The organism is Cesiribacter sp. SM1 (genome assembly GCF_020178975.1).
In the GTDB taxonomy this organism is placed as follows: Bacteria; Bacteroidota; Bacteroidia; order Cytophagales; family Cyclobacteriaceae; genus Cesiribacter.
This window is the reverse complement of record NZ_JAHXBU010000045.1, coordinates 28,368-41,260: the sequence shown is the minus strand read 5'-3', so window position 1 is coordinate 41,260 and position 12,893 is coordinate 28,368. Positions and strand designations below refer to the sequence as shown.

The following is a 12,893-nucleotide window of genomic DNA, read 5'->3' as shown; positions in this document are numbered from 1 at the left end:
TGTATTATCTGTCTGACAGCCAGGATGTATGTAGTCTTCTTTCGTGGTGAATGGCTGTTCAAAACCATGCAGGATCGATCCTGTTATAAAGGTAGCACCACAAATAACATAGGTGAGATCTTTACATGGCTTTCCTTAATTGAACATAGGTGGAGGTGTTTTTTCAACATTAAACTTTAAATTTTTATGGCTACAAAAGACAAAAACGAAACACAATCCAACAAGGAGAAAAACAAGAAATCAAGCGCTAAGTCTTCAGGAGATACCAAAAAATCGGGTGATGTAAGTGCAACGTCTACAACGGACACAACAGCATCCACAGATAAAGCAGCACAGAGCAAATCAAAAAAAGCTAAATCAGCTGATAGCGCTAAATCATCTGGAAGCAGCACCGGTACTAACGCAATTACCGGATCTGCCGGCACTGGAGATTCCTCCAACAGCAGCACTAGTACAGGTGACAGCAGATCGGGACTCAATGCTGGAGGCGACGCACAAAAGAGCAGTGGTTACAGTGGAAATCAATATGACCAGTCGAACACAGGCAGAGACTACAACGCTGGCAGTGGCCTGGGCTGGGGAAGCCAGCAGGGCAACCAGGGCAATAACTGGAACCAGGGAGGCCAAAACAGGGAAAATAGTTATGGTAGCAATGCAAACCAGTTCCGGGGCCATGATAGCTCCAGGATTGATATGGACAGCCGGGATAGCAGGAACTGGGTAGGAGGCGAGTCTTATGGACTGGGCAATAACTATAGTCCAGGAAATCAATCCCGGCAGGACCAGGGCGACACATGGGGCGATAATAACTACCAGCATGCCTACAATCAGACTGGCAACAACAGCCAGGCCTACCAGAACCGGGGGCAGATGCAGGACAACTTTAACCAGCAAGGAGGTGGCAGTTCCGGAAATCAGCACTATGGCTCCGCTAACCAGGGAATGCAGGGAGGAAACAACTACGGACAGTTTTCTAACCGGAACCAGGGTTTTGATCAGGCCAGCCTGCACCAGAACAGCGGCCATTGGGAGCGGAGCTTCGACAGCCAGAAGCGCCATGGCATGCAGGGCAACAGGAATAACCCAGATATGGAAAACACTACCCTGAACCAGGGCGGTAACCGGGAGAACCAGCACTGGCAGGGAGACTACAGCCGGGGCCAGGCGTCTGACTGGAACAACCAGAACCGAAACATGCAGCAACACTTTCAGGATAGCGGTGTCTATCATGCAGGCGGCGGCTACAACCAGGGTGGCAGCAACCAGGGACAAAATGATGACTTTAGCCGCACAGGTACAACACCAACCCAGTACAATCGCTTTACAGACCAGGGCACAGGCTACAACCAATATGAAAGAGAGAACTGGAGAAGGAATGAAAACCCAGGCGCTGGCTCCGGAAGCCATGAGTGGGGTGCAGGCAGCTATGCCGGCCAGCTGAACCAGGACTGGGGCGGATCGCCCTACAATACCCGCAATGCCGGAACGAGCAGCTACAACAGTTACCGCGAAATGGGTGGTTACGACCGCGACCATGGCTACGATAATGGCAGAGACCGCAGCTCAGACAGGGATCGCAACTATGGCAACCCTTACAGGAGTGGCTGGTCTGATCAGGGCAATGATTATGACCGTTCTGCTACTTACCGCAACTTTGGCAATCAGGAGGGTTTTAACCGTGATAACGACTATGACAGGGGCCCCAGGAGCAACAGGGGTAGTAACTACGAGCGCGGCGGATATATGAACAGCCCCGGCGGAGGCTATGACCGCGACCGTGATTATCGCAGAGGATACGACGAAGGCAGAGGCACCCAATGGGGCGGAAGCGCCCAGCAGGGCGGAAGCGCCCAGCAGGGTGGGGGCACCCAGTTGAGTGGGGGCGCCCAAAATCACGGGCCTTATGACTGGGGCAGAAGTGGGGGTGACACTGGTTCTGAACGGCAGGCTTATGGTTCCCGCCAGGGCTGGCAGGAAGACAGAGGCCGGGACTTTTACCGAAATGCTGGCCGCAACATGAGCGATCAGTATGGATCAGGTGAGCAGAGCGGCGGTAACAGGAGTGGTGGCTATGGAGCTGGTGCAGCTAACTATTCGGGCTCGGGTAGCTATGGTGCTGGCAACAGCTACTATGGAGGCGATAGCCGCAATTATAATTCCGGCGGCGATAGAGACTGGGACCGCGATCGCTACAGAGGGCAGGACGATGATCGTGACTTTCTGGACAGAGCACAGGATCGTGTACGTTCCTGGTTTGGTGGAAATGAACATGATCAAAACAATCGCTAAATATTTATTTCTGTATGTAATCTTAAGCTGGCTCGCAAGAGCCAGCTTTTTTTGCAATACTCCCTTGCTTCAAGAAGATATCACTCACAGCAACATCCTGGCTGATGTTGTTTATCTGAAGAATCCGAAAATATCATAGGGAGTGCTAAAATTACCATAACCATCAAATTGCGCTTACGTTGGAAAATCAATGAGCTAAAGCTGCAGAAAAGGAATGAACCAAATGGCATCAGCGCAAAGTAGCAGTAAATTAAGCGGTATGTTCAGGGCCTTGCGCTATCGCAACTACAGGCTCTTTTTTGTAGGGCAGGGTATTTCCCTGATTGGCACCTGGATGCAGCAGATTGCCTTAAGCTGGCTGGTGTACCGCCTTACCGATTCTGTATTTCTTTTGGGTGCCGTTACTTTTTGCAGCCAGGTGCCTTCGTTCCTGCTGGGGCCTTTTGCCGGGGTGGTAGCCGATAGGTTCGATCGGCGCAGGGTGCTGTTGCTTACCCAGCTGCTGTCCATGCTACAGGCCTCTACGCTTGCTGCTCTGGTGCTTACAGATGCTGTGCAGATATGGCATGTTTTGGCTTTAAGCGCACTGCTTGGCATTATCAATGCCTACGACATAGCCACGCGGCAGGCGTTTGTAATAGAGATGGTAGATAAAAGGGAAGATGTGAGCAATGCCATTGCCCTTAACTCTTCTATGTTTAACATGGCCCGCCTGGTGGGCCCCTCTGTAGCGGGCATCCTGATAGCGTTGGTAGGAGAGGGCATGTGCTTCCTGATCAATGCACTCAGTTACATAGCCGTACTGGCTTCGTTGCTGCTCATGCGGCTAAAGCCCTTTGAACGGAAAAAGCAGGAAAGAAGGGTGTGGCAGTCGCTCAGAGAAGGATTTAGCTACGCCTTTGGTTTTGCCCCCATACGGGCACTCATTCTGATTGTGGCACTGCTTAGTTTGTTTGGTATGCCGTTTAGTGTGCTGATGCCGGTATTTGCACGGGATATTCTGCATGGTGGTGCCAACACCCTGGGTTACCTGATGGGCGCCTCCGGTGTTGGGGCACTTACGGGAGCGCTCTTTCTGGCCCAGCGCAAAACGGTGGTGGGGCTGGGCCGGATCATGATATTTACCATGGTTGTTTTTGGTGCAGGGCTTATTGCTTTTTCTTTTTCGGAGGTACTGCTGGTATCGCTCCTGTGTATGCTGTTTAGTGGTTTTGGCATGATTGTAACCATGGCCTCCTGCAACACCCTGCTGCAAACAATTGTAGACGATGACAAAAGGGGACGTGTAATGAGCCTCTACAGCATGGCTTTTATGGGCATGGCCCCATTTGGCAGCATGCTTGCAGGTTCGGTAGCAGAGTACATTGGCGTTAATTACACCCTGGCCGCCTGTGGATTTCTCTGTGCTATCAGTATTATTCCCTTTGCCCTAAGCCTGAAGCGGCTTCGGGTGCTGGTAACACCAATCTATCAGCGCCTGGGTATTTTACCCGAAATTGCCACAGGCCTTCAGTCGGCCTCCAGCCTAACCACACCCCCGGAAGAGCGCTAGGAGGAGCAGGTGTAAACCTATAAAAATTTATATTAACATGCTGAAACCAGATTAGCTGCTTCTGCTGTTGATTCTTTGTAAAGCCTGGGGCAATTGCAATAAATATGTGCAGTACTTTTCTGTGTAAGACTTTGCTGAAAGGGAACATGGGGCATCCGGAGATTTATGCCGGATATCGGGCTTTATGCCAGCTGAAGCGTGCAAAAAATAAATATAGGTTCTTCAGAACAAGCATCATATAAATACAATAAATTTGTATTATGAGAAGCTTCTCTAAATTCGCCGCTGTTCTGTTTGCCCTTATGCTGGCTTGTGCCGGCATAGGTAAGAATAGCCATGAAGCTATACTCACCTCTCTTGTTCAGGTTGCAGATGCTGAGCATTACCCTTCTCCAAGCCTTGCCAAAAAAGGGCAGAACGATGTTTTTGGCTTACAGCAATTAAGTGAAATTGTTGTAAACGGGGTAAACAGCTTTCCTGTACCTTCTTCAAAAATTCACCCGAACGTCTTTTTTGATGGTTCATTTTCTGTTGAGTTTCATGTTCGCAGAATTGCCCAGGATTATCTCCTGAACTCAAAGAAGATCTACCCCAGCCTGACGGTCAGTGTGATTATTTTTCCCTTCCACTATTTCCTGTAAATCCATCTGTTTCATAAGGCCTGTCTGAGCACAATGCCGGCAGCCTGCTGATTTATCTCTGTTCTGCAGGTATGTATCTATGCCCTGCAGGAGGAGCTGTACTATGTTCTAAATTTAATTTACAAGAAACAATGATGGATTTAACAACAGCCTTAATAGGCCTGATAATAGTGGCTATGTGTATTTTGCCCATTTTATATTTCAATGCGGCACAAAAGAAAAAAAGAAAGAAGTTCTTAAATGACTTCCTGGCACTGGCCGGACAGCAGCAGTTAAAAGTTACACAGCATGAAGTGTGGAGTAACTACTGTGCCATTGGCATCGACAGTGAATCAAACAAGCTGTTTTACTTTAAGAAGCGCGGAGATAAAGAAGAGCAGGTTCTGCTTAGCTTGTTAGACATAGATAAATGCAGGGTAATCAACACCAAGAGAACCCAGAACGAGGATCAGATCATTGATCGTCTTGAGCTGGGGCTGTCGTTCCGCAACCAGCGGATTCCTGAAAAAACGCTGGAATTTTACAGCAAAGACGAATCTATGGCCCTGGATATGGAACTTCAGCTGGTTGAAAAATGGCAAAAGCTGATCAGTGCGCAGCTGGAAGGAAAAAGAAAAGCTGCAGCCCTGGTTAGTTAAAAGATAGTCATAAAAAAAGCCCTGTAACGATAGCGTTTACAGGGCTTTTTTATTTCTGGCAGTTAGAGATCATGCCTATTTGTAAAACTGTGGCAGCGGATTAAGTTTGGTATTCTGCCTTTGGTGCCAGTAGGGATAGATGGTTGGTATTTCGCTGGCTGCATCGAGCTTTTTCACCTGCTCGGTTGTAAGGTTCCAGCCAACTGCCTCCAGGTTTTGCTTTAGCTGCTCTTCGTTACGGGCGCCTATAATAATGCTGGAAACGGTTGGCCTTTGCAGCAGCCAGTTGATGGCTACCTGGGCAAGTGTTTTACCTGTTTCGGCAGCAACCTCGTCCATGGCATCGATGGTGTTGTAAAACACTTCTTCGTTGATAACGGCTTCAGGTACGGGGCTGCCACCCTGGGCCACACGGCTTTCTGGCGGCAGGGGCTTGTTGCGGCGGTATTTGCCGCCCAGCCTGCCAGCCGACAGCGGCGACCAGATAATGCCTCCAACCTTCTGATCAAGGCCAAGTGGCATGAGCTCCCATTCGTACTCGCGGTTAGCCAGTGAGTAATAAACCTGGTGGGCCACATAACGGCTCCAGCCCCTCTTTTCGGATACAGCCAACGATTTCATCAGGTGCCAGCCGGAGAAGTTGGAGGCAGCCAGGTAACGGATCTTACCGCTCTGCACCAGTCCATCCAGGGTATGCAGGGTTTCTTCTACGGGCGTATTACCATCAAACCCATGCATGTGGTAAATATCAATATAATCGGTCTTTAGTCTTTTAAGACTGCTTTCTATCTGCCGGGTGAGGTGAAAGCGGGATGAACCCTGGTTATTGGGCCCCTCTCCGAATGGAAAAGTAGCTTTGGTTGAGATCAGGATTTTATCACGGCTGTAGCCCTTTATGGCCTGCCCCAGTATTTCTTCTGATAGTCCCTGGGAGTAAACGTCTGCCGTATCGAAAAAATTAACCCCTGCATCCATGCAGAGATCTACCATGCGGGTGGCTTCCGCTACCTGAGTACTGCCCCAGGCTTTAAAAAATTCATTGCCTCCGCCAAAGGTGGCCGTTCCAAAACTTAGCACCGGCACCTCCAGTCCGGATTCTCCTAATTGTCTGTATTCCATTTCAATTGTTTTAGATTGTTAGCTAAAAGTTTAATCCTTGTAAAAATTATGCTATAAAAACATAAAGCTGATTGCTGTTAAAAGGCAAACTCTTTGTGTTTACACCCTTTCTTCTGCGGGTTCTAATTTAGCAAATGCCTGCTTTTTGTAGCCCATGGCGGCCACTATAAATGCAAGTATGCTCCAGATCAGTAACTGCCAGGCTACGGCCTGCCAACCGCCAATACGCCAGCATTGCACTCCTGCCAGGGTACCCAGGGCACCTCCTACAAAATAGGTGGTCATAAAAATAGTGTTAATCCGGCTGTGGGCTTTTTCATCGAGTGTGTAAATCAGGGCAATATTCGTTACCTGCGTAGCCTGCACGCCTACATCCAGGAGCAACACTGCTACCACAAATGACCATACATCGTAGGGAAAAAGCATGATGCAAACTACCCCTGCAACAATCATAGAAACAGTGATAAGCTGGGTGCGGGCGGCATTGCCCTTATCAGCCATTTTACCAAAATAAGGCGCCAGCAGTGCACCGCCTACCGCCAGTACACCAAAGAAGCCAATTGCATCGGCACTGTAATTAAATGGCTCTCCGCTTAGGTGAAAGGTCAGGTTTGTCCAGAAAGAACAGAAAGCACCGAAAATGAGGGCCCCCAGCAGGGCAGTACGCCGCAACAAGGCAAAGCGCCTTACCTGGGCAAAGGTAGATTTGAGCAGCTGCGGATAGTTGCCCCTGAACTGTGCAGGCACATCAGGCAGTGAAAAGTAGATCATGAAGGCCATAACAGCCACCATTGCTGCAGAGATGCCATAGACATACCGCCAGCCCAGGTATTCTGCAATGTAGCCACTGTATACCCTGGCCGCTAATATGCCAATCAGGATACCGGTGAAAATAATGCCTACTGTTTTTCCCCGGTTCTCCTGGTCCAGGCTGGCAGCCATGGGCAGAATTACCTGGGCAGCTACAGCAAGCAGGCCAATCAGAAAACTTATGATGTATATACCGGTAATATCGCTGATCAGTACAATGCCCAGTAAAGCAGCTGCCAGTGCAGCATGCAAAACCAGGATTAGCTTTTTGCGGTTAGTTTTATCGCCCAGGGGTGTAAGAAAAAACAGCCCGAAGCCGTAACCTGCCTGCGCCAGTACAGAGGTTATGCCTATATCGCCTTCGGATGCATGAAGAGAGAGCGCGATTTCTTTTAAAATGGGCTGGTTATAATAGATGTTAGCAACACACACGCCTGCAGACACAGCCATTACACCAATTTGAAACTTTGAAAACCTTTTATTTTTCATTCGGTAAATATCTGTAACAGAATATTTAATACATATTTAATGTTGGGGCCGGCATATTTGCCGGCAGCTAGCAGAACATTCTGCCTCCTATACTGGTTTAAACATTTTACACATTACCAGTTTATTCTTCTGAATCTGGTTTGAACAACGCATTACTATACTATTTAAGGTCTGTTTGCCTGGTTCTGCTTATGGCAGGAGAGGGGCATGCCTATGCACAGGAAAAAAAAGTGCAGATGCAGCAGCTGATACCGGCAGATACCGCAAAGCAGCATTCTCTGAAAGCAGACAGCACAAAGCAGGCCCCTGCTGCGGACAGGCCCGGCCAGTACGAGCAGTACATCAGGAGCTCTGCCGATCTGGAAATTGACGGGCTTATTGTTGACAAAACCATTACAAAAATAGGCCGAGATTTTTACGAAGTATTTCAAAGAGGCTGGGAAGCACCTCCGGGTGCCAGAAACTTTACCATTTTAATAGAAGAACTACCCAGTCGGGGCAACATTTCGGTGGTTTCCCTTTCTGTAAATGAAGATAAACTTTTTGAACAGCCCCTGCAGCCCAGGTACGATACCATAGAAGAGGTAGCAACTTATATGGTGGGGGTTGTATATGAATATCTTATGAACGATCAGCTTAACAAACAGCTGGAGGCAGAAGATAAAAAGGCATACGAGGTATATTAACATTTTCTACATAGCAATTCAATTGACTAACAGATAATAGAGAACTGGCATGAAAAATTATTTACTGCTATTTGCATTCTGTATGCTGGGAGCCGCCAGCCTGCAGGCACAAGACCTGGTCTATGAGCCTAAAAACCCTGCATTCGGGGGTGTTTACTACAACTATCAATGGCTGCAAAGCTCTGCAGAGGCTCAAAATAAGATTGCAGACCCCAATGCGCAGGTAAACAGCCTGCTTAACAGAACACCGCTTGACAACTTCGAGGAAAACCTTAACCGGCAGATCTTAAACCAGCTTTCGAGGCAACTGGTGGCCTCACAGTTCGGTGAAGAAGCGCTGGAGCCGGGCAGTTACAACCTGGGCAACTTCCAGATTGATGTAACAGAAGGAAGCAATGGTATTGATATAGTGATTGTTGATAATAATACCGGTGACCAGACCACCGTTACCATCCCTTATTTTTGATGCCTGTATGCAGGCAGTACTTTTTGTATCTGTGCCTGCCTTAAGTCTGCAAAAGCTTTTTTCTCTCCTTTTTTATGCGTGTGTTACCTTTTTTTATATCCCAACGTTTTAGCAGGGGCTTAACTGCCTCTTTATTGCTACTGCTGCTGTTGCCTGCCTGTGCTCCCTACTTAAGCCAGCCGCTTAAAACATCTGCCGCCACACTGGGGGTTCCGGCTCCCGGCAGCGAAGGTATTGTTAACCTGCCGCCTCCACAGCAGAAAATAGTTGCAGCAGTTTATAAATTCCGGGACCAGACGGGGCAGTATAAACCCTCGGTTACCGGTACCAACTGGTCTACAGCTGTAACCCAGGGGGCAACCTCTATCCTGATTAATTCCCTGAATGAATCTGGCTGGTTTACCCCCATTGAGCGTGAAAACCTGGGCAACCTGCTTAACGAGCGCAAGATAATACGCTCTACCCGAGCAGAGGCGCAAGCCATAACCGGTAAAGAGCAGCCAGCCCTGCCAGCGCTGCTGTTTGCAGGTGTTATCCTGGAGGGCGGCATTATTTCTTATGATGCAAACATTGTGACTGGAGGTGCGGGCCTGCGTTATTTTGCTGCCGGGGGCTCCGGACAGTACCGGGAAGATAAAATTACGGTTTACTTAAGAGCAGTATCTTCCAGCACAGGTGAAATCCTTAAGACGGTTTATACCTCCAAAACCATTCTTTCACAATCTGTAGACTTTGGCCTTTTCCGCTATGTAAAGTTCAAGCGCCTTTTAGAGGTAGAGACAGGCTTTACCTATAACGAACCTACTGAAATGGCCGTGAAGGAGGCCATCAACAAAGCAGTTCAAAGCCTGATCATCGAAGGGCTTCTGGATGGTTACTGGAAGCTCGAGAATTCCACAGATATGGAGTCTCCTGTAATCAGGGAGTACCTGCAGGAAAAAGAAGATGTACAAAACACCAACGTACATGGGCATCTGCTGGCAGACCGGCGGAGCAAGACAGCTGTAAGTGTAGCCGCTGGCGGCATCCTGTATCGCGGCGACTATGCAAACCCGGTGGTAAGGCCAATGGGTGAGCTTGGTTTAAAACTTAGCGCCAGCGATCACCTGGCTTTTGATGTTAAATTTGGCAGGGGGGCACTGGCCACAAATGAAATATTTAGCCTAACCGTAAATTACGCAGAGCTTGACCTGAACTACAATCTTTTTCCTAAAACAAGGCACACACCCTACCTGCAGCTTGGTGGAGGCACCCTGGTTCCTGATAATATCTTCAGCGATTCCGGAGCTGCAGGCCTTAATCCCTACGTTAAAGCCGGCCTGGGCTTTGAGTACCTATTAACAGACCGGCTGGGCCTTGATTTGAATGCCTCCAGCTCATATATGCTCAACGATCGTTTCGACGATGTGGAACAGGGCCGGTTTAATGATTACTTCTGGGTTGGAAAGCTAGGCATCAATTATTATTTTGGGGGTAACAGGTAGCCTGGTGCTGGCTGTTCAAGTTATTGATAATCTGTGCCTTGATTTTTATTTCTTGCTTGAGTATGGCAGTCTTATATTGCCTGCTTAGGTGTAATGCCGGAATTTTTTCGTTTAATACCAAAGGTAGTGCCAGCCTGCCACAAAGCGCAGCAGGCAGGTTGTTAGGTGAGCACAAATGTTAAATTTTTTCTAAGTTGATAGTGAAATACATGTCTAGAATATCTGTAGTCTTCAGGTTGCTTTGTTTTGTGCTGGTGGTGTGGGGCGTAGTGGCCTGTAATGAAGATACCATTGAGCCCACAGGGAACGGCTCAGTAAGAGGAGTGGTAATTGATGCTGAAACAAACAGCCCCTTACAGGCTGTAAGTATTACCACCAACCCACCCACTTCGGCTGTTATTACAAATGAAGAAGGTGTATTTATGATCAATAATATGTCGAGAGGCGATTACACCATAACCGCACAAAAGCTTGGCTACAAGAACAGAACTGTATCGGTGGCGGTAAGAAATGGGGAGCAGCGTGATGTAACCCTTGTGCTGGAGGAAACTGATGCAGCTGTTTCGGGCCCCGGGCTGGCTGGCAGCCCTTCTCCCGGAGAAAATGCCGCAGATCAGCCCATAGACCTTACCCTCCGCTGGCAGGCTCCCGAAGCCGGCGAGAGCGATTCCTTAACCTACGATGTTTACCTCTACGAATCTGGCAATACTCAGGGGCGGAAAGTAGCAGAGGCAATTTCTGATACAAGTGTGGTGGTTCGTAACCTGATGTACAACACCACCTACTTCTGGCGGGTAGCTGTGCAGGATAACAACGGCCGTATTACCAACGGCGACATCTGGAGCTTTACCACCCTCTCTTTACCTGAAGCCCGCTATCTTTTTGCCCGCCCCGCTGGCGAAGGCGATTATAATGTGTACAGCTCTGATGGTACTACAGCGAATACTTTTCGCTTAACCTCCGGCCTAAGCCGTGAGTGGTGGCCCAGGCTTAGCCCGCTGCGTAATGCCATAGCATACTCCTCCAATGCCGGCGAAGAACCACAGATCTTTATCATGAACAGGGATGGGTCCGGCAAACGGCAGCTAACCACTGTGCCTGTTGCGGGCTATCATAACCAGGGCATTGGCTTTGTGTGGTCGCCGGATGGGAGCAGTTTGCTGTACCCGAATTACGATAAGCTCTACCGCATTGCCCGTGATGGCTCCGGCCTCACACAGGTGGCAACAGCGCCGGCAAACCGCAATTTCCGTATGGCCGACTGGACAGACAGAGGCGATAAAATTGTAGTACAAACCATTGGCTCTGATATCAACGACTCTGAAATTTATATCATGAATGCCGATGGGTCGGGCAGAGAACTGCTGGTAGAAGACCTGCCGGGACGTGTCGAGAGCCCCTCTTTTTCTATCGATGGTAATAATGTGCTCTATACCCGCGATGTGTCTGGTTTTGAAAACCTGGAGGGCAGGCAGCTGAATGCCCACATCTTTAGGGTAAGAACTGATGGCACAGGCGTTGTAGATCTTTCCCGGAACAAGCCGGAAGGAACCAACGATCTTTACCCAAGATACTCACCTGATGGGGCCAAGATTATTTTTGTGAATGCCCCCAACGATGGCGTTGGTCCTGCTGATGTTTACATGATGAATGCATCTGACGGAAGCGAGCGTGTAAGGCTCTTCCAGAATGCTACCATGCCGGACTGGCAGTAGGTTTACATCTGGCCACCCCACATAAAAAAAGCGTCTGCCCTAAAGTAAGGCAGACGCTTTTGATTCTTTTTCGATTGATTAGAAAGAAAAGATTTACTGCACAATACCAATTACGTTGTTATTACCGATCTGGGTGATAACAGCATTTTTACCGTTGCCGGTCTGGATGATTGCTGCAGCGTTGTTATTACCCCACTGGCCAATGTAGCCTACATGGTTTGTGCCGGTCTGTCCAATAGCAGCAATGTTACCGTTACCATACTGCTCAGTTTCACCCCAGAGATCTGCACCATATTGTGCAACTGCAGTATAGTTTTCCATACCCTCCTGGTACTGCACAGCCCAAACTCTGTCGCCGGCCTGTAAAGCTATGGCAGTGTTGTTATTGCCATACTGGCCTTGCCATATTACATTACTCATGCCACTATGCTGTTCTGCACTGCTGTAATTTGCATCTCCCCACTGGAACTGCTCAAGTGAGTTGCTCATCGTACCCGCATGCTGTGTGGCTTCCGCAGTGTTGTCGTTTCCGAACTGCTCAATGTAAACATAGTTCTCTTCTCCTGCCATAACAGCAGTTGCTGAGTTATTCTCACCTCCCTGGAAGAACATGGAGTAGTTTCCATTACCAGATTGCTCTAGCATAACCGAGTTTAGCATTCCTTCCTGGTCGGTATAAGCCCAGTTCTCATTGCCTGTTTGCATTATCTGCACCATTTGTCCGGCATCCCGCTGCGCTATATCAGATAGATTGTTACTGCCCACCTGCTCAATCTGTATCACATGGCCGGTACCTGCCTGCTCAATATTTAATTCATTTTGTGCCATGGCAAAGCAGGGCACGGCCAAAGCAGCTAAAAAAAGGTTTAGTTTTCTCATAGATTTAAAAGTTTGTAGTTGAAAATAATTTAGTTAGGATTGTGACCTTATAGATATACCATGAAGGTTTATGGAATGTTGTAAGTTTCTGCATTAAGTTGTGTTAAAATTATGTGAACTCTGTC

11 protein-coding genes are annotated in these 12,893 nt (G+C 48.4%); 8 read left to right on the top strand and 3 right to left on the bottom strand.

From position 1 onward, the window contains the following. The first annotated feature begins 186 nt into the window (after positions 1-186). The 4 genes from KWJ01_RS09380 to KWJ01_RS09365 all read left to right on the top strand — a co-directional run bounded on the left by KWJ01_RS09380 (position 187) and on the right by KWJ01_RS09365 (position 5,120). Positions 187-2,289 carry a hypothetical protein gene (locus KWJ01_RS09380; protein WP_224996174.1) on the top strand — a complete coding sequence of 701 codons (2,103 nt, stop codon included), beginning with the start codon at positions 187-189 and terminating at the stop codon, positions 2,287-2,289. A 223-nt stretch (positions 2,290-2,512) separates the two neighbouring features. After that, positions 2,513-3,841 carry an MFS transporter gene (locus KWJ01_RS09375; RefSeq protein ID WP_224996173.1) on the top strand — a complete coding sequence of 443 codons (1,329 nt, stop codon included), beginning with the start codon at positions 2,513-2,515 and terminating at the stop codon, positions 3,839-3,841. Positions 3,842-4,101: 260 nt separating this feature from the next. After that, positions 4,102-4,482, top strand: a complete 381-nt coding sequence (locus tag KWJ01_RS09370; protein ID WP_224996172.1) for a hypothetical protein — start codon at positions 4,102-4,104, stop codon at positions 4,480-4,482. A 131-nt stretch (positions 4,483-4,613) separates the two neighbouring features. Next, complete coding sequence (locus KWJ01_RS09365) at positions 4,614-5,120, top strand: hypothetical protein (RefSeq protein WP_224996171.1); 507 nt, start codon at positions 4,614-4,616, stop codon at positions 5,118-5,120. Positions 5,121-5,195: 75 nt separating this feature from the next. On the opposite strand, the gene KWJ01_RS09360 is transcribed toward KWJ01_RS09365, so the two are convergent. Together KWJ01_RS09360 and KWJ01_RS09355 are read right to left on the bottom strand one after the other, a co-directional pair. Further along, a complete protein-coding gene (locus tag KWJ01_RS09360) occupies positions 5,196-6,239 on the bottom strand; it encodes an aldo/keto reductase (protein ID WP_224996170.1) in 1,044 nt (347 codons plus the stop codon). A gap of 99 nt (positions 6,240-6,338) precedes the next feature. Further along, complete coding sequence (locus tag KWJ01_RS09355; protein ID WP_224996169.1) at positions 6,339-7,538, bottom strand: MFS transporter; 1,200 nt, start codon at positions 7,536-7,538, stop codon at positions 6,339-6,341. Between the two features lie 140 nt (positions 7,539-7,678). Here KWJ01_RS09355 and KWJ01_RS09350 point away from each other — a divergent pair, with 140 nt between their 5' ends. The 4 genes from KWJ01_RS09350 to KWJ01_RS09335 all read left to right on the top strand — a co-directional run bounded on the left by KWJ01_RS09350 (position 7,679) and on the right by KWJ01_RS09335 (position 11,889). Beyond that, the gene (locus KWJ01_RS09350) at positions 7,679-8,224 is read left to right on the top strand and encodes a curli production assembly/transport protein CsgE (protein WP_224996168.1); all 546 of its coding nucleotides are present in this window, start codon (positions 7,679-7,681) and stop codon (positions 8,222-8,224) included. A gap of 49 nt (positions 8,225-8,273) precedes the next feature. Beyond that, positions 8,274-8,690, top strand: coding sequence for a curli production assembly/transport component CsgF (locus KWJ01_RS09345; protein WP_224996167.1), 417 nt, complete (start codon positions 8,274-8,276; stop codon positions 8,688-8,690). A 74-nt stretch (positions 8,691-8,764) separates the two neighbouring features. Next, positions 8,765-10,174 carry a CsgG/HfaB family protein gene (locus KWJ01_RS09340; RefSeq protein WP_224996166.1) on the top strand — a complete coding sequence of 470 codons (1,410 nt, stop codon included), beginning with the start codon at positions 8,765-8,767 and terminating at the stop codon, positions 10,172-10,174. 209 nt (positions 10,175-10,383) lie between these two features. After that, entirely contained in the window at positions 10,384-11,889 is a 1,506-nt protein-coding gene (locus tag KWJ01_RS09335; protein ID WP_224996165.1) for a carboxypeptidase-like regulatory domain-containing protein, read from the top strand. Between the two features lie 93 nt (positions 11,890-11,982). Here the strand turns inward: KWJ01_RS09335 and KWJ01_RS09330 are convergent, their stop codons facing one another. Continuing rightward, a complete protein-coding gene (locus KWJ01_RS09330) occupies positions 11,983-12,768 on the bottom strand; it encodes a hypothetical protein (protein WP_224996164.1) in 786 nt (261 codons plus the stop codon). Positions 12,769-12,893 lie beyond the last annotated feature (125 nt).